This window comes from Actinoplanes sandaracinus (assembly GCF_030009775.1).
GTDB lineage: Bacteria > Actinomycetota > Actinomycetes > Mycobacteriales > Micromonosporaceae > Actinoplanes > Actinoplanes sandaracinus.
On the sequence record NZ_JASCTH010000035.1, the window covers coordinates 16,825 to 33,715 of the forward strand.

Consider the following 16,891-nt stretch of genomic DNA (forward strand, 5'->3'; position numbering starts at 1 on the left):
GTCGCCTGCCTGAACTGGCTGACGTCCCACGACCTCACCCTGGACGCCTGTCAATAGGCCGACGTCGACCAGTGGCTCACCGACGACTCCGCCGCCTACCGCCACACGGCCGGACACTTCATCCGCTGGGCCCACACCAACAAGCTCACCACCGCCCACGTCCCCGCTATCCGCTGGAACGGCCCCACCCAACCCCTCGATGACGAGCACCGCTGGACCGTCGCACGCCGGCTCCTGCACGACGACACCGTCCCAGCCCGAAGACCGTCTCGCCGGACTCCTTCTCCTCCTCTAGGCTCAAGGGCCTCGCGACCATCGGGACCTTGGCACCGTCTCCATGGCTCTTTCCCAGCGGCCAGCCCGGACGGCCGATCAGCACCACACAACTGACCCAACGGCTGAACCAGCTCGGAATCCGGCCCAACCAGGCCCGCTGCACCGCGCTCTTCCAGCTCGCCACCGAAATCCCTGCCGCGATCCTCGCCCGCACTCTCGGCATCCACCCCGACGTCGCTGTCGCCTGGCAACGTCTCTCCGCAGGCGACTGGGCCACATACGCGGCCCAGATCAGCCGTCGCGGCGCCCCACTGGCTTGAGCCACCCCGTCGCCCACGATGGCGCTCCGCATGTCAGACCCGCCTGAAAAGATCAGGCCATGCTGCAAGTTTGTCTGAACGGCGCCAGAGTCCCCGCCGAATGCCCTCACCTCCCGGTGACCCCACAGGAACTCGCGGCGGCAGCCCGCACAGCCGTTGCCGCCGGCGCCCAGGACATCCACCTGCACCCCAAGAACCGCGACGGTGAGGACACCCTGGACCCTGGCGCCGTCGCCGCGGCTCTCACAGCCGTGCGAGCCGTTGCCCCGGGCATCCCCGTCGGCGTCACCACGGGGGCCTGGACCACACCAGACCCCGCAAAGCGCGCTTCGCAGATCCGTTCCTGGACGGTGCTTCCCGATCACGCTTCCGTGAACTGGCATGAAGATGGCGCCGCCACAGTCGCCCGTACCCTGCTGGACCGGGGCATCGGCATCGAGGCGGGCATCTACTCGGGGACGCGAGCTGCACAGCGCTTCCTCAGCTGGCCCGAGTCCCACCGCGTCTTGCGGATCCTGGCCGAGGTCACAGAGACCAGCCCACAGGCGGCGATCCATGCGGCAACTGAACTTCTGGAAGAACTCCGCTCAGCCACGAAATCGTCGATCCTCCTCCACGGCGAAGACGACGCAGCCTGGGCCATCCTGCAGATGGCCGCTTCCCTCCATCTGGACATGCGGATCGGCTTGGAAGACGTGCTCCAACTACCAGACGGAACGACCGCCGAGACCAACGCCGACCTCATCCACGCAGCACTCGGCATCGTTCAGTAGATATTCAGACAGTAGCCAACTCGCGGCGCCGAATATGGCACCGGTCACCGCGATCACCAGCGCAAGTACCGCCGCGGCCACGGTCGCGGCGGCGGTTCGCCGGCGGATTCCGGCCAGCTCGATCAGCCGGGTTGGTAGCGCTGCGACAACGTACTGCTGTGCCGCCGCGAGCAAGGGGAACCCGGCCAGCAGCGCCAGGAAGAGCCACGCTCCGCGGACCTCGGTCCAGATCGGGTCGGCGCCAAGCTGTTGGGTATGGCTGTAGACCACACCGTAGGACCCCATCATCAGGGTGGAGAGAGGTAGGCCGACGACAGGCCCAGCGTTGCCACCCGACCACAGGCCAGGAAATGCTGCACCAGCAGATGCGCGGTCAACAGATCCGCCGCCACCATGAGAACGAAGAACACGAGGATCGGATCCGCGTGCACTGCCAGCTGGCGGTCGGCGATCGGCACGACGCCGGCCCTGGCGAGCTGACCGCCGTGTCGACATCGACATCCACCAGCTACGCCACGCCCATGCCACCGAACTGATCAACGCCGGGGTTTCCATCGAGCCCGTGCGACGTCGGCTCGAACACGCCTCAACCGAGACCACCCAGCTGCCCCCGCTGCTCGACGACAAAGTGGCCGACGACGAAGTCCGCGCCGCGCGACGCCGATCCTCAGCCAGAGGCTGACCGCTAAGCTGCGAGGCCCGCGATTGGTGGGATTCATGCCGACGCACAATGAAGAGCCCCTACCTTTCCGATCTTCTGTCAGCCATGGCGAACTCGCTGACATCGAGATGGCAGATAAGCGCTGACAACGAAGCGGCACCTTCCATCAGGCGGGAAGCCTCCAGTCCTGCCGTGCGGCCCAGTCGGCCAGGCCGTGCCAGCCGATCTCCGGGTGGTCGCGGCGCAGCCCCGCCACGTCCACCTCGAGGCCGACGGTCGCGAAGTAGCGGAACATCGGGGCGAGTTCCGGGGCCCGCTCCGTGACCTGCTCGATCGGGACCTCCTCGTAGGCCACCTCACGGCCGCACGCCGCGCCGAGGATGCTCGCGATCTCCTCGCCGGTCCGCACGTCGGAGGCGATGTCGATGCGGCGGCCCGCGAACTCGGCCGGGCTGGTCAGGGTGCGGGCCGCGAACGCGCCGATGTCCTCGGCGGCGATCAGGGTGAAGGGCCGGCCGGGCGCCATCGCGCGGGCGAAGATCCCGTCGCGCAGGCCCTGCGGGGTGGGCGGCCTCGTGTACTGCTCCATGAACACCGCGGGCGCGATCACGGTCCAGCTCACGCCGAGGGTGGCCAGGTGCCGCTCGACGCGGCGCTTGCTGTCGAAGTGCGGGATCCCGGTGTCGCGGTCGGCGTTGGCGGCCGAGGTGAGGGTGATGTGCTCGATCGTGCCGGTGGCCGCGGCGGCGTCCAGCAGCGCGACGCCGTCGGCCACCTCGCGCTCGACGCCGCCGGGGAACGGGGTGGTCACGGCGAACAGGGCCGCGCAGCCGGCCAGGGCCGCGTCGAGGGAGGCGCGGTCGGTGAAGTCGGCGTACGCCAGCCGGGCGCCGAGCCGGGCCAGTTCCCCGGCGGCCGCCGAGTCCGGTGACCGGGTCAGCGCGCGCACCGGGTGCCCGGCGCGCAGCAGTGCCCGGGCGGTGGCGCCGCCCTGGGTGCCGGTGGCCCCGGCGACCGCGATGAGTCTGGACATGTCTAGTTGACCTGCCGTCCTTCAGCGGGCCAGTGCGCCGACCGCAACTGGCGTTTCAGCGGCTTGCCGGCCGGCGACAGCGGCAACCGCTCGACGAACTCGCAACTACGCGGCCACTTGTACGGCGCGATCAGCGTGGCGCAGTGGCTGCGCAGATCGGCCAGGTCGGTCGCACCGCCGGGCCGCAGCACGACGACGGCGTGCACCCGCTCGCCGAGGTCGTCGTCGGGCACCGCGATGACGGCGCTGGCCGCCACGGCCGGATGACCGGCGAGCGCGTTCTCCACCTCGGTCGAGTACACGTTGTCGCCGCCCGTGACGATCATGTCCTTGATCCGGTCGACCAGGAACAGATAGCCGTTCTCGTCGAGGTACCCGGCGTCGCCGGTGTGCAGCCACCCGCCGCGCAGCGCGTACGCCGTCTCCTCCGGCCTGTCGCGGTAGCCGAGCATGACCGGGCCGCGTGCGGCCACCTCGCCGATCTCGCCGGGCGGGAGCACCGCGCCGTCCGGGCCCTCGACGCGGATCTCCCGGTTGACCACTGCCCGGCCCGCCGACCGCAGCAGGCTCTTCTCGGCGTGGTCGGCCGAGCTCAGCACGGTGCCGAGCGCCATCTCGGTCGACGCGTACACCTGCTGGAGGGCGACGTGCGGCAGCTGCGCGCGCACCCGGCCCAGCAACTGCTCGGTGATCGGCGCGGCGCCGTACATGAGATGGCGGATGCTCGACAGGTCGCGTTCGGCCTCCGCCTCGTGCAGCACCTGGCGCAGCATCGAGGGAACGAGGAACAGGTGGCTCACCCGGTGCCGCTCGACCGCGTCCAGGACGGCGCCGGGCGTGAACTCCGCGATGATCACCTGGGTGCCGGCGAACATGGTCTGCAGCAGGCCGGCGAGCATTCCGGAGACGTGCGACATCGGCGAGGCGATCAGCGTACGGCTGCCGGCCCGGCCGGTCGGCTCGGCGACCTCGGTGGCCAGCGCGGCGCCACTCAGTGTCTCGTGGCTGAGCAGCACGCCCTTGGGCACACCGGTGGTGCCGCCGGTGTACATGAGCGCGGCCAGGTCGGTGCCGCCGCGCCGCGCGTCCTCGATCGGCGCGGCGTCGCGGATCAGGTCCTCCAGGGCGATCATGCCGTCCGGCGGGTCGCCGTCGCCGAGGTGGACGACGGTCCGTATCCGTCCGCTGAGCGCCGGTATCAGCGGCGCGAAGGTGTCGTCGACGCACAGGATGCCGGTGACCGAGTCGTCCAGCGCGTAGGCGATCTCGTTGATCCCCCAGCGGACGCTGACCGGGTGGAACACGCCACCCGCCCACGGGATGGCGAGCAGCAGGTCGGCGAAACGGTCCGAGTTGAGCGCGAGGACGCCGACCAGCGTGCCGTCGCGGACGCCGAGGCCGCGCAGCCCCGAGGCCAGGCGGGCGACCCGGCCCGCCTGCTCGCGGAAGGTGTGCCGCCGCTCGCCGAAGACGGTCGCGACGCCGTCCGGGTATTGCTGCGCCGCGCGATGAAGTCCCTGTGTCCACATCCGCCGGCCCTCCTCAGTCGGTACCCAGGCCGGTGCGCCAGCTCGGCCGCGCCGGCTTCCAGCCGAGTTCGGTGCGGGCCCGCTCGTTGGCGGCCCCGCGCATCTCGGTGAGCTGGAAGGCGGGGAACCAGCCGAGCAACCGGGCCGCCATCGGGCCCGGCACGGTGCGCGGGGGCGGGCCGCCGAGCCGCTCGCAGAGGGCCGGAAGCCACTGCGCGGCCGGCGCCGGATCGTCGTCGGTCACGTGGAGGACGCCGGTCACGGGCACCTCGACGGCCGCGACCGTGGCGGCCACGGCGTCGTCGACGTGCACGAACGAGGTGATTCCGGAGCCGGTCCCGGCGAGCCGCAGCCGGCCTCGGAGCGCGGCCTGGCCGGTGTGCCCGTCCCGGGCGTAGGCGGTGCGCTCGCCGTAGAGGACCCCGTAGCGCAGCACCACCGGTTCGAGACCGGGGCTGCCGAGGACTTGCCGCTCCAACTCCGCGATCGCCCGGACCGTGCCGGCCCACCCGGGGTCGGGGGCGGCCAGATACAGCGGCGCGTCCTCGTCGACCACCGGGCCGCCGCGCGGCTCGGCGGCGAAGGCGATGCTCTGCGCCACGAGGCGGCGCACCCCGGCGGCGTGCGCGGCCGCGATCAGGTTCGCGGTGCCCTCGGTGCGCAGCCGGGCGGTCGCGCGCATGGCGTCGGTGCTCAGGCCGCGCAGCGCGGTCATCTGGTGCACGATCACGTCTGGCCGGGCGGCGAGCACCGCCGCCGTCACCGCGGCCGGGTCGAGCCCGTCGGCGACGACGGTGTCGCCGGCCGGCGCCGTCGACGCGGTGCGGACCAGGGCGGTGACGTGGTGGCCGCGGTGCCGCAGGCGGTCCAGCAGCGGCCGGCCGAGCACGCCGGTGGCGCCGGCCACGAGAATCCGCACCTCAGCGGCCCATCTCTTCGACCCGCATCACGAGCCGACAGGCCGAGTCGCCGGAGCGCAGGCAGGCGGTGGCCCGGTTCTCGGTGAGCGTGACGCCGAGCCCTTCGGACCAGCCGGCGTGGATGTCGGTGCACGGGCATTCGTAGCCGTCCAGCGTGCCGGCCATCCGCAGCATGGCGAGGGCGAAGCTGCGCCGGACCGTCAGCTCGACGGTGTCGCCGTCGACCACCTCGGTGCCGGCGCTGCGCAACTCCCGGGGGAACATCCGCTCGCCGCACTCGTCGTACCGGCGGCGCAGCTCCGCCATGCCGTCGCGGTCCGGGAGCTCGCCACGCCGGCGGGTGACGCCGCGGCCGACCTGCTGGGCGACCTGCCGCAGCGCCTCCGCGTTGATCTCGTTGGCCACCTCCTGGCCGAAGCGCTTCGCCACGCCCTGGTACCAGTACCCGTCGTGGGCCCACCACTGCCGGTAGACGTCCATGAGCTCGGCCCGGTCGGTCACGGTGCCCTCCTCTCGCTGTCCTGCGCCGCCAGGCCGCCGTCGGCGATCAGGCGGGCGAATCGGTCTCGCATCACGCGCTTGAGCACCTTCCCGGTGGCGCCCTTGGCGACGTCGTCGGCGTCCATCCGCAGCGCCCGCCGCACCGGCGGTTGCCCGGCCGCGCCGAGCGTGGCGTTCACCAGCGCGGTGAGCGCGTCGTCGGTCATCGCGGCGACGGCGCCGCCGTCGGCGACCTGGATCAGGGCGTACGCGTCGGCCACGCCGTCGCCGTCCCAGTCGGCCCGGACCCCCTCCGGCGCGACGCCGACAACCGTGCAGTCGTCGACGCCCGGCAGTTCCCGCAGGAGCAGTTCCTCGGTACGGGTGCTGAAGACGATCCCGCCAGCCGTCCGGATCGCGTCCGGCGCCCGGTCGAGGTGGTAGAAGTTGCCCTGCTCATCGCGGTAGGCCAGGTCCCCGGTCAGCCAGTACCCGCCGAGCCGCAGCCGGTGGAAGGTGAGCGAGTCGTTCCAGTACCCGGGGGTGAGGGTGGGCGAGCGCAGGCCGAGCCGGCCGATCTGCCCGGCCGCCAGCGGGGTGCCGTCCTCGGCGAGCACGGCCGCCTCGGCGAAGCTGATCGGCTTGCCGACACAGCGGGAGAAGGCCGCCGTGTCCGGGGTGTGCCGGTTGTGGAAGATCGAGTAGCCGGCCTCGGAGGAGCCGAGCCCGTCGACGAAGACCGATCCGGCGACCCGGCGGCGGCGCCGGTCGCGGCCGATCTCCTGGTGGCTGCCGTGCGCCACCAGCGCACGGATGTGCGCCTCGTGCGCGGCGTCGCCGGTGTTGAACCACGCCTCGACGCTCGACAGATCCCGGCTCGACAGGTCCTGCCCGGCCATCTCGCCGAACGTGCCGGCGAAGCCCAGGACGGTGGTCGGCGCGAAGTCCTCGATGGCGTCGAGCACGTCCACGCCGCGCCGGCTGGACAGCAGCTTGATCGTGGTGCGCAGCAGCAGGCAGTAGAGCAGGGCGGCCACGGCGGCGTTGTGCGCACCGGGCAGCGCCACCAGCACCCGGCGCATGTCGGTTCCGGAGGAGATCCGCAGCCGGTGCACCTGGGCGTGGATCAGCGTCTGGTGGGTGTGCGGCACCCCCTTCGGCATCCCGGTGGTGCCGGAGGAGTGCGAGATGATGATCGGATCGGTGGCGTGGTGCCGGTACGGATATCCCCAGGGCAACGACTCGCGGTCGGCCGGGCGCACCTGGGCGGCCGTGCCGTGGAAGCCGAGGCCCGCGAACACGTCCCGGTGCTCCTCGTCGGTCAGCGCGCCGACGACGCCCTGCCGCAGCACGTACTCGCGGGCGATCTCCGGTGGCAGGTTGCCGTTGACGAACGACGGGATCGCCCCGAGCGCGGTGAGCGCCAGGAAGTTCACCGCGTACTCGGTGCTGGACGAGCTGTGGATCGCCACTGGGTCGCGCGGCCGGACGCCTCGGGCCGTGTACCAGCCGGCGTAGGTCTCGACGATCTCGTGCAGCCGGCCCAGGGTCAGCGTCGTGGGCCGGTCGCCGTCCGGTGCCTGCCAGGTGCCGTCGGTCTCCAGCACCGGCTCGTCGAGCGGCCGGCCGTACGCCTTCAGCCGGTGGATGACGTTCCCGGCGCCGAGCTCCGGGTCGGCGCAGATGAGGGCTCGCTCGGCTTTGTCGATCATCGGGTTCCTCCCACGGTGGTCCGGGCCAGGTCGAGCAGGCCGCGAAGGCTGCCCGGCGGGCCGGGCCGGGCCTGCGGGACCGGTACGGCCGGCCCGCCGTCGCGGCCGAGCAACACGGCCACGGCGAGGTCGCCCTGGACCGCCCCGGATCGCGATGGCGCGCCGCCGGCCAGCTCGCCGCGGACCGCCTCGACCCGGGCGCCGCCGGCCAGTTCCACGCCGACCACCAGCACCCGGTCCAGGTCGGGTTCGTCGAGCAGCACGTCCGCCATGGCCAGCGTCTCGGCCAGCGGATCGTCCAGGGTCGAGAGGCTGAGCTGCTGCCCGGTGATCCCGAACTCGCGGCTCAGGTAGCCCAGCACCGAGTTCGCGGTGGCCTGCATGAACAGCAGCGGGTTGTGCACCCGGCCGCCGACCAGCCGCCGGCTGGCCAGGTCGGCCGTGGCGGTGTCGCCCATCAGGCTGCAGAGCACGACGGCCGTGCGCGCGCCGTCCACGAGTTGGGCGTCCAGGCAGCGCCGGCACGCTTCGAACACCAGTGGGCTGAACGGGGACTCCACGAAGCCGGGCAGCGGCGCGAGCCGCGCCGACGGCTCCGCGACCGCCGCGGCGAGTAGGCGCATCATGGCCGCTCCAGGACGAGTGCGGTGTTGGCGCCGCCGAAGGCGGCGTTGAGGGTGAGCGCACGGCGCGCGTCGGCGGGGCGCGCCACGTGGGGCACGCAGTCCAGGTCGCATTCCGGGTCGGGCCGGGTGTAGCCGGCCGTCGGCGGCAGCACGCCGTCGGTGAGCGCGAGCATCGTGATCACGAACTCCACCACGCCGGCCGCTTCCAACAGGTGCCCGGTGGTGCTCTTCGTGGAGCTGACCGGCACCGACCCGGCGCGCGCGCCGAAGACGGACCGCAACCCGCGCGTCTCCGCGACGTCGTTGTGCCGTGTGCCGGTGCCGTGGGCGTTGACGTAGTCGATGGTCGCGCCGGCCGGATCGCCGGCCCGGCGCAGCGCCTGCCGGGCCGCCGCGGCCAGCCCGGCGCCGTCCGGGTGCGGCCGCGCGATGTGGTACGCGTCGGACGCCGCGCCCCAGCCGGCCACCGTGGACAGCGGCCGCGCGCCCCGGGAGCGGGCGTGGCCGGCGGACTCCAGCACGACCGCGGCCACGCCGTCGCCCAGCAGCAGCCCGCTGCGGTCGGCGGAGAACGGCCGCACGGCGCCGTCGCGGGCCAGCGCCCGGCCGGAGTCGAACTTGGCGAAGACCTCCTCCTCCACCAGATATCCGCCCGCGCACAGGGCCACCTCGATCCGGCCGGAGGCGATCAGCCGGCAGGCGTGAATGATCGCCGCGGACGAGGCCACGCAGGCGTTGGTGAAGGCGAACCTCGGGCCGCGCAGGCCCAGGCCATCGGCGACCGCCTCGGCCAGCACGGCCGGGACGGCGTCCGCGTACGGCGCCGTTGCGCCCTCGACGTCGTCGCCGGACCGCCAGAAGTGGGTGATCGTGGTGTAGTCGCCGGCCGCGCCGACCAGCACGGCCGCCTCCCCGGCGGGCAGTCCGGCCATGTCGAGCGCCTCGGCGCCGCACGCCACCAGTTCCGGCCGCAGCGAGCCGGTGCCCGACGGGCCGTCCGGGGCGGCGGCGGCCATCGGCGTACGGTAGGGGCCGGTGTCGAATCGGCTGGTGGGGGCGAACGCCGGCCGGCCGCCGAACACGCCGTGCCGCAGGGCCGGGGCCCCCGCGCCGAACGCCGTGCGCACCCCGAACCCGGTGACCACCACATCAGCGCCCATGACCGCCTCCGGCCGCGCGCAGGTAATCGGTGATACGCCGTACCGAGGTGAGGCCCGCGACCTCCTCGTCGGTCGGCTCCACCACCAGGCCGTACCGCTGCTCCACCTCGTGCAGCAGCCAGAGCAGGCCGAGTGAGTCCAGCGCCAGTTCGGCGTCGTCGGTCAGGTCGGCGAGCCGGCCCGGGAAGATCCGGGAGTCGGCGAGCAGCTCGCGGACGGTGTCCGGGCTGATCGACGACACCGCTTCGGTCGTCATCCCCGGGCACCCCGGCGGATGAGTTCGGCGACCAGCTCGCCGAGGGTCATGGCGCCCAGCGGCTCGATGTCGGTGTCGGGGATCTGCACCTTGAACCGCTCCTCGAGGTGCAGGGTGAGCTCGATCAGGCTGAGCGAGTCGAGGTCGAGCCCGCCCGCGCCGACGGCGCTGTCGTCGGTGATGTGTTCGGTGCTGGGCAGCAGGTTCATGTCCCGGCTGACCGTGGTCAGAACGAATTCGCGGATGTCCCGCTCCAGCGTGGTCGGCATGGTCATGGTGGTTCTCCCTTTGACGTGCGGGTGGTCCCTAGCCGGCTGCCGCCGCCCGCAGCAGTGCCGGCTGGCGGACGAGCTTTCCGTTGGCGGTACGGGGCAGCGACTCCAGCACACGGATCACCCGCGGCAGTTTGTAGTCGGCCAGCCGTTCCCGGCACCAGCGCAGCAGGTCGCCCTGGTCCGGGCCGCCGGGCCCGGCGACGTAGGCCTCGATCACCGTGGTGTGGACCAGCACGACCTGGTCGACCGCCGGGTGGGCGCGCAGCACCTGCTCGACCTCGGCCAGGTCCACCTTGAGGCCGCCGACGATGACCAGCGAGTCGCTACGGCCGTACAGGTGGACGGCGCCGTCGTCGCCGACCGCGGCGCGGTCGTGGGTGTGCAGCCAGCCGTCCCGGTAGCCGTCGCCGCCGGAGCCGAAGAGGTACGGCGAGGCGTCCACGGCCACGTCCAGCACGCCGTCGCGGACCCGCAGGACCATGCCGGGCGCGGCCCGGCCGACGGACGGGCGCAGGTCCCCGGTCACGTCCATGGCGATGATCCCGGTCTCGGTCGTGCCGTACGCCTCGCCGACCGGGATGCCGAACCGTTCGGCGAACCGGTGCGCCACCTCGGCCGGCATCAGCTCGCCGCCGGAGACCGCGAGCCGCAGGCCGGGCAGTTCCGGCGCCTCGGTCGCGGAGCTGAGCGGCCCGGAGCTGAGCGGCCCGGAGCTGAGCAGGTCGAAGTGTGCGGGAACGCCGAAGATCGCGGAGACCCGGTGCTCCCGCGCCGTGGACAGGATGCCGCGGGCCGACATCCGCGGCGTGAACACCACGGTCACGCCGGCGGCCAGGGCGTGCAGCAGGCCGCCGATCAGGCCGAAGCTGTGCGCGGTCGAGCTGAGCAGCAGCACCCGGTCGCCCGTGCCGGGCATGCCGTCCACCCCGCGGAAGCGTTCGATCTCGTCCGCCAGCGACCGCGCGGTCCGGCCGATGACCTTCGGGACGCCGGTGGAGCCGGAGCTGAACTGCACGAGCCGGTGGGCGGTGTGTGCCGGCGCGCCGCCGGGGCGCGGCTCGGTGATCACGCCGTAGCGGGGCTGGAAGCCGAGCGCGGCCTGGCGCGGTGAGCCGGCCCGCACCATGAACTGTGGGAGGCAGGTCGCCGAGAGCCGGTCCACCTCGGCCGGTTTGAGCCGGTGGTCGAAGAGCATCACCTGAGCGCCCGCGCGCCACAGGCCGAGCAGCACCTCGATCTGGGTGAAGCTCGGCGGGATCTGCAGGCCCACCGTGCTGCCCGGCCCGATGCCCTGGCCGGCGAAGAGCCGGGCCTCGCGCGCGGCGGCGCCGCGCACCTCGGCCCGGGACACCGACTCGTCACGGTGGACCAGGTAGGGCGGGTCGTCGTGCCGGCCGTCGAACAGCCCTTCGACGAACTCCAGGTCGCTGTCCATCAGCTCTCCTTGCAGAACTCACCGATCGGCAGGCCGACGTGCCGCTGATCGGTGGCCAGGTAGCCGAGAAGCTCATCGCCCACCTGGAGCTCGGTGACGTTGAGAACCTTCCCGCCCGGACCGAGGACCCGAACGTGCCAGTCGTCCTGCACGGTGAGGCTGACCGGCTGACCGTCCTCGGCGTGCGCCGTGATGGTCAGCAGCGGCCGGGATTCGAGTTTGGCCCGGCCGACCACGACCCGCCGGGTGCGGCCGTCGGCCCCGACGGCGAGCAGCGTGCTGCCGGATCGCAGCTCGCTGAGGTAGTTGGTGCGGTTGTCGAGCCCGAGCACGTAGGAGTGCAGCGCGCCGGCGTTGACCCGGAACGGCCGGGTCGGCATGTACGGCAGCGGGTGCGTCTCGCTGCAGCAGAGCACGAAGCCCGACGAGTACGAGCCGACCAGGATGCCCTCGTCCTCGGCGAAGTGCGAGCAGGTGTCGACACAGACCCGGTCGCCGAGGCCGACGTGCTCGACCGAGTCCACGATCAGGGTGGACAGCCGCAGCTCGGCCGTGGCGGCGGTCAGCAGCCGGGCCAGCGCGAACACCTCGTCGGCGTCCGCCGGGGCCAACAGGACGCCGTCCGAACCGCGTTCCAGCACGTCGAAGACGATGGCGGCCTCTTCGAGGCCGGACACCACGGTGATCAGCCGGCCGGAGGCGCGCTCGGCGGCCGCCAGCACGATCTCCAGCGGGATCTTGGTGGGGTCGGCGAAATCGATGACGGTGTACGGCAGCACGCCGGCGGCCGCGCAGGCGAGCCGGAGCGTCCGGTCGTCGCGGACGTCGACGAACCCGGCGGCGGTGTCGTCGCCGGCCAGGCGCGCGAGGTCGTCGGTGTTCGCGACCGGGCGCAGCAGGGCGTCCGGCTTCCGCTCGGCCGGTTCCTCGCCCTCGTGGTCGGCCGCCACGCCGGTCATCAGCACCCGGGTGACGGTGGGCGGCAGCGTGGCCAGCAACTCCGGGTCGTCGGCGACCACGCCGCCGATCCGGCTGTGGATCGCGGCGTCGAGGACCGCCTGCATCTGGGAGCGGGGAACGGAGCGTACGTCGAGCCACGCGAATCTCATGCGGCACCTGCCATGATCGTCGGGAAGGGTGAGCGGGCGCCGGCGCGCGGAGTGCCGGCGTGCACGACGGCGGCGAGCCGCGCGACGAGCGAGGCGGGCGCCGGAGAGGAGAAGACCCGGCGGCCGACGGCGAGGCCGTGACACCCGGTGGCCATCACCGCCGTGCCGTAGTCGACGAGGTCCGAGCCGTCCGGCGGGCCGCCGGCGGCGAGGACCGGGATGGGGCTGCTCGCCACCACCTCGGCCATCCGGTCGATCGGCCCGGCCACCGACGTCTTCACGATGTCGGCGCCGAGATCGGCGGCCACGTTGACCACGTGCGCGAGGAGCGCCGGGTCGCGGGGGTCGGTGATCCGGGGTCCCCGCGGATAGGCCATGGCGATGAGGGGCATCCGCCAGTCGTCGCACGAGCGGGCCACCGCGCCCAGGTCGGCGATCTGCTCGGCCTCGGTGTCCGAGCCGATGTTCACGTGCACGCTGACCGCGTCGGCGCCCAGGCGCAGCGCTTCCTCCACGCCGGCGACCAGCACCTTGGTGTTCACGTCCGGGGAGCGCGCGGTGCTGGCGCTCAGGTGCACGACGAGGGCGCAGCCGCCCAGCGTCTCCGGCGCGACCGTCCGGGCGCGGCCCTTGTGGACGATGATGGCGTCGGCCCCGCCGGCGACGATCGCGCCGATCAGGGCGTCCCACTGCGCGGCCGGCACGATCGGGCCGTCGGACATGCTGTGGTCGAGCGGGACGAACAGATATCTGCCGTCGCGGGCCGAGGACAACCGCCGCAGCCTGAAGGCCTTACCGCTGTCGAGCATGATGGCGCACGCCTTTCCGACCGGAGAACGCGCCGTTCTCAGGAAAATTCCAGGCAGAAAATGGGCAGGCCGTACAGGTTCCCGTCAATGCGGGTCGCGATTCAAGTCACGCTTGAAACGTCAACCATGGCCAATGGAGCTCAATATTCCATCGATTGCTTCGCCAGACAAGGGAAAGTTACACTCGCAAAAATATTCAGTAAGACGCATATACATCCAGGACGATAGTGATATTCGCGTGCCATAGCGGCGTAACGGGCAGGCATTATGCGGCTCTAAATTAACGCTTGCTTCCAGTTGCATAGACCTACGTCAGGAGGTGACGCCTTGAAGAACGCCGTCCTGTGTGTAGGCTGTGCCCCATTACCGCGGATTCCCGCGGGCCCACAGAACCGGGAGACGCCATGACCCATAACTCGGGTGTGGCAGTTCCCGCATGCGGTGAAACACCCGATGCGCATCGCTGTGCGCGCCCCTGGGCGGTCGTGGCCGTCATGGTGTCCGCGCAGATGCTGATCTGGCTCGACAACTCGATCCTGAACGTGGCGATGGCCACCATGGCCGACCCGGTCGCGGGGCTCGGCGCCGGCTCCGGCGACCTCGCATGGATCGCCGGCTCCTACAGCCTCGTCTTCGCCGGCACACTGTTCGCCGGCGGCGCGCTCGCGGACCGGTTCGGGCCCCGCACGACACTGGTGGCCGGGCTCGTCGTCTTCGCGGCGGCGTCCGCCGCCGGGGCGTACGCGGCAACCCCCGCCCACCTCATCATCGCCCGCGGGCTCATGGGCGCGGGCAGCGGCCTGCTCATGCCCGCGACCCTGTCGATCATCGTGCAGTGCACGGCCCCGGCACAGCGCACCCGGGCCATCGCGATCTGGGGCTCGGCCAGCGGCCTCGGCGTGGCGATCGGCCCGGCCGCCGGCGGCGCGCTGCTGAGCCACTTCTGGTGGGGCTCGGTCTTCCTGGTCAACATCCCGATCGTGGCCGGGTGCCTGGCGGGCATCGCGGCCGCCGTGCCGGCCGTGCCCGCCGGCGGGCGGCGGCGGCTCGATCTGCCCGGCCTGCTGCTGTCCGTCCTCGGATTCGGCGGCGTGGTCTACGGCGTCATCGAGCTCGGCCGGCAGGCGCCGTGGACCAGCCCCCGGGTCCTCGTCCCGATCCTGGCCGGGCTCGGGCTGGTCGCGGCGTTCCTGGTTGGCCAACTGCGGTCCACCGCCCCCAGCTTCGACCCACGGCTGTTCACCAGGCGGCGGTTCGCGGCCGGCAACATCGTGCTGCTGCTGGCCTTCATGGCGCTGTCCGGGCAGCTGTTCTTCGCCGCCTTCTACCTGCAGGGACCACGCGGGCTGACGCCCTCGGCGGCCGGCGGCGTCATGGTGGCCGCCGCGGCCGGGATCGTCCTCGGCAGCCTGTCGGCCCCCACCGCGGTCCGGCTCACCTCCGCCCGGTGGACCACGGCCGGTGGCGTGCTGGCGAGCGGCGTCACCTATGCGGCCTATCCGTGGTTCGACCAGCGGACACCGCTCGCCGTGATCGTGGTGATGCTCTTCGTCCAGGGATTCGGCATGGGCATCCTCGGCACGCCGGTGACCGTCGCCATGATGGCCGACGTGCCCACGCGCCTCACCGGGGCCGGCTCGGCGGTCGGCAGCGCCACCCGCCAACTCGGCAGCGCGCTCGGGGTGGCGGTCGCCGGTTCGGTGCTCGCGGCCGTCTATCGCCGCGAGCTCGCCCCAGTGCTGCCGTCCGTCTCTGAGGAGATGCGCGAGCGTGCCCTCACGTCGGTGGAGGCCGCCCGGTCGGTGGGCGTGCCGGCGCTGTCGGAGGCGGCCGACCGCGCCTTTCTCACCGCGATGTCGGCGGCGGCGGTGGTCACCGCACTGCTGGCCGCCGCCGGCTTCGCGGCGGCCGTGGCCGGGCTGTCCGCGCGGGAGCGACCACCGAGCCGAGCCGAGCGTCGGAGTACGCCCGCCGGGTGACAGCCTCGCGGGGTTCCTACCGCCCTCGAGGGCCGGAGGGCTCTCCCCCGCGTCCGGCTGGGGCGGTGGACCGGGTCCGGCCGCCGGTCACCGCCCGCGGCCGACGAAGCCGGGCGGCGTACGGTCGCGCCACGGAACCGCCTCCTCGAGTCGAGCGGCGACCCGGAACAGCAGGTCCTCACGCCCGTACCCGGCCACGAGCTGCACCCCGACGGGCAGCCCCTCGACGCTGTGCCCGAGCGGCAGGCTCACCGCCGGCTGACCGGTGACGTTGAAGACGGAGGTGAACGGGCCGTAGGCGAGCAGCGCGTCGAGCCAGCTCGTGACCGTGTGGCCGGGATCGTCGTAGCGCAGCGTGCCGTGCGGCGCCGGCAGCTGCGCGAGTGTGGGCGTGACCAGCAGGTCGTACTCGGTGAAGAACCCGCCGACCACCCTGCTCACCCGGTTCTGCGCGTCGAGCCGGCCGAGCAGGTCCAGCGCGGTCAGATCCCGCAACTCGGCGAGGGCGCGCCGGGAGACGGCCTCCAGCAGGTCCGGGTCCGGCGGCCGGGGGCCCAGCAGGAACGTGGCGGCGATGGCCACCAGTTCAGCGCGCAGGGCCAGGACCGCGGCGTCCCAGTCGACCGCCGGGCCGGCCTCCACCACCTCATGCCCCATCTGCTCCAGCAGCCGGGCGGTCCGCTCGGTCGCCGCCGCCACCTCGGCGTCGACCGGCACCCCCGACCAGGCGCGGGTGGTCACCGCGACCCGCAGCCGTCCCGGGTCGGCGCCGAGTTCCTCGGCGTAGGCCCGGCGCGGCGGTGGCGCGGTGTACTTGTCGCCGACGGCCGGACCCTGCACCGCGTCGAGCAGGTGCGCGGCGTCGCGGACGCTGCGGGTCAGCGCGAACTCGTACGCCATCCCGAACATCGCCTCGCCCATGTCCGGGCCGCACGGGACGCGTCCCCGGCTGGGTTTGAGGCCGACGAGCCCACAGCAGGAGGCGGGCACGCGGATGGAGCCGGCGCCGTCATTGGCGTGCGCCAGGGGCACGGCCCCCGCCGCGACCAGGGCGGCCGCGCCGCCGCTGGACCCGCCGGCGCCCCGGTCCGGCGCCCACGGGTTGCGGGTCGTGCCGTGACGGACCGACTCGGTGGCGAAGCTGAGCAGCATCTCCGGCACCGCGGTCAGCCCCAGGGTGACCAGGCCGGCCGCCCGGAACCGCCGCATCAGGTCGCTGTCGTGCCAGGCGGCCGCATGCTGGATGGCGCGGCTGCCCATCGTGAACGGGATTCCGGCCGCCATCGGGCCGCCGTCCTTGAGCAGGAACGGCACACCGGCGAACGGACCGTCGGCGGCGTGGTCCAGCGCGGGCGAGAACAGCGGCAGCGCAAGCCCGTTCAGGTCGGCGTTCGCCGTCTCCAGCGCCCGCCGGGCGGCGTCCTGCACCTCGCCGGCGGTCACATCGCCGGCGGACATGAGCCGGCGCAGCCCGACCGCGTCGTACCGGGCGTACTCGTGCAGTTCCACGGAACCGTTCTCCTCTGGTCGTCGAGCCC

At 72.9% G+C, this 16,891-nt stretch carries 19 protein-coding genes; 4 read left to right on the plus strand and 15 right to left on the minus strand.

The features are described from left to right. Positions 1–323 precede the first annotated feature (323 nt). On the plus strand, positions 324–596 hold the full coding sequence (locus QLQ12_RS38940) for a hypothetical protein (protein ID WP_282765980.1): 273 nt from the start codon (positions 324–326) through the stop codon (positions 594–596). A gap of 116 nt (positions 597–712) precedes the next feature. Then, complete coding sequence (locus QLQ12_RS38945) at positions 713–1,369, plus strand: 3-keto-5-aminohexanoate cleavage protein (protein WP_282765981.1); 657 nt, start codon at positions 713–715, stop codon at positions 1,367–1,369. Here QLQ12_RS38945 and QLQ12_RS38950 read toward each other — a convergent pair. Continuing rightward, complete coding sequence (locus QLQ12_RS38950; protein WP_282765982.1) at positions 1,301–1,657, minus strand: hypothetical protein; 357 nt, start codon at positions 1,655–1,657, stop codon at positions 1,301–1,303. The genes QLQ12_RS38945 and QLQ12_RS38950 overlap by 69 nt on opposite strands. Beyond that, positions 1,657–1,827 (minus strand): hypothetical protein, encoded by a 171-nt coding sequence (locus tag QLQ12_RS38955; protein ID WP_282765983.1) that lies wholly within the window; start codon positions 1,825–1,827, stop codon positions 1,657–1,659. Before QLQ12_RS38955 ends, QLQ12_RS38950 begins: the two co-directional genes overlap by 1 nt. Between QLQ12_RS38955 and QLQ12_RS38960 the strand changes: the two genes are divergently transcribed. After that, on the plus strand, positions 1,800–2,051 hold the full coding sequence (locus QLQ12_RS38960; protein WP_282766067.1) for a tyrosine-type recombinase/integrase: 252 nt from the start codon (positions 1,800–1,802) through the stop codon (positions 2,049–2,051). The two genes, QLQ12_RS38955 and QLQ12_RS38960, sit on opposite strands and share 28 nt — an antisense overlap. A gap of 145 nt (positions 2,052–2,196) precedes the next feature. Here QLQ12_RS38960 and QLQ12_RS38965 read toward each other — a convergent pair whose 3' ends face one another. From QLQ12_RS38965 to QLQ12_RS39020, 12 genes are read right to left on the minus strand one after another with little or no spacing between them, the layout of a single operon-like run. Further along, positions 2,197–3,063, minus strand: a complete 867-nt coding sequence (locus QLQ12_RS38965; protein ID WP_282765984.1) for an NmrA/HSCARG family protein — start codon at positions 3,061–3,063, stop codon at positions 2,197–2,199. A 2-nt stretch (positions 3,064–3,065) separates the two neighbouring features. Continuing rightward, on the minus strand, positions 3,066–4,592 hold the full coding sequence (locus tag QLQ12_RS38970) for an AMP-binding protein (RefSeq protein ID WP_282765985.1): 1,527 nt from the start codon (positions 4,590–4,592) through the stop codon (positions 3,066–3,068). 13 nt (positions 4,593–4,605) lie between these two features. After that, entirely contained in the window at positions 4,606–5,511 is a 906-nt protein-coding gene (locus QLQ12_RS38975; protein WP_282765986.1) for an NAD-dependent epimerase/dehydratase family protein, read from the minus strand. A gap of 1 nt (position 5,512) precedes the next feature. Next, positions 5,513–6,013 carry a DUF6125 family protein gene (locus QLQ12_RS38980; RefSeq protein WP_282765987.1) on the minus strand — a complete coding sequence of 167 codons (501 nt, stop codon included), beginning with the start codon at positions 6,011–6,013 and terminating at the stop codon, positions 5,513–5,515. Continuing rightward, complete coding sequence (locus QLQ12_RS38985; RefSeq protein ID WP_282765988.1) at positions 6,010–7,704, minus strand: class I adenylate-forming enzyme family protein; 1,695 nt, start codon at positions 7,702–7,704, stop codon at positions 6,010–6,012. The genes QLQ12_RS38980 and QLQ12_RS38985 overlap by 4 nt, the downstream gene beginning before the upstream one ends. Then, positions 7,701–8,330, minus strand: coding sequence for a hypothetical protein (locus tag QLQ12_RS38990; protein WP_282765989.1), 630 nt, complete (start codon positions 8,328–8,330; stop codon positions 7,701–7,703). Before QLQ12_RS38990 ends, QLQ12_RS38985 begins: the two co-directional genes overlap by 4 nt. Beyond that, positions 8,327–9,490, minus strand: coding sequence for a beta-ketoacyl-[acyl-carrier-protein] synthase family protein (locus QLQ12_RS38995; RefSeq protein ID WP_282765990.1), 1,164 nt, complete (start codon positions 9,488–9,490; stop codon positions 8,327–8,329). Before QLQ12_RS38995 ends, QLQ12_RS38990 begins: the two co-directional genes overlap by 4 nt. Further along, positions 9,480–9,746 (minus strand): phosphopantetheine-binding protein, encoded by a 267-nt coding sequence (locus QLQ12_RS39000; RefSeq protein WP_282765991.1) that lies wholly within the window; start codon positions 9,744–9,746, stop codon positions 9,480–9,482. Before QLQ12_RS39000 ends, QLQ12_RS38995 begins: the two co-directional genes overlap by 11 nt. Next, complete coding sequence (locus tag QLQ12_RS39005; protein WP_282765993.1) at positions 9,743–10,021, minus strand: acyl carrier protein; 279 nt, start codon at positions 10,019–10,021, stop codon at positions 9,743–9,745. Before QLQ12_RS39005 ends, QLQ12_RS39000 begins: the two co-directional genes overlap by 4 nt. 31 nt (positions 10,022–10,052) lie before the next feature. Further along, a complete protein-coding gene (locus QLQ12_RS39010) occupies positions 10,053–11,456 on the minus strand; it encodes a class I adenylate-forming enzyme family protein (RefSeq protein WP_282765994.1) in 1,404 nt (467 codons plus the stop codon). Beyond that, positions 11,456–12,565, minus strand: coding sequence for a 3-dehydroquinate synthase II (locus tag QLQ12_RS39015; protein ID WP_282765995.1), 1,110 nt, complete (start codon positions 12,563–12,565; stop codon positions 11,456–11,458). Before QLQ12_RS39015 ends, QLQ12_RS39010 begins: the two co-directional genes overlap by 1 nt. Further along, positions 12,562–13,374, minus strand: coding sequence for a 2-amino-3,7-dideoxy-D-threo-hept-6-ulosonate synthase (locus tag QLQ12_RS39020; RefSeq protein WP_282765996.1), 813 nt, complete (start codon positions 13,372–13,374; stop codon positions 12,562–12,564). Before QLQ12_RS39020 ends, QLQ12_RS39015 begins: the two co-directional genes overlap by 4 nt. Before the next feature lie 494 nt (positions 13,375–13,868). On the opposite strand from QLQ12_RS39020, the gene QLQ12_RS39025 reads away from it, so the two are divergent. Then, on the plus strand, positions 13,869–15,353 hold the full coding sequence (locus QLQ12_RS39025) for an MFS transporter (protein WP_282766068.1): 1,485 nt from the start codon (positions 13,869–13,871) through the stop codon (positions 15,351–15,353). A gap of 87 nt (positions 15,354–15,440) precedes the next feature. On the opposite strand, the gene QLQ12_RS39030 is transcribed toward QLQ12_RS39025, so the two are convergent. Beyond that, positions 15,441–16,862 (minus strand): amidase, encoded by a 1,422-nt coding sequence (locus QLQ12_RS39030; RefSeq protein ID WP_282765997.1) that lies wholly within the window; start codon positions 16,860–16,862, stop codon positions 15,441–15,443. Between the last annotated feature and the right edge of the window lie 29 nt (positions 16,863–16,891).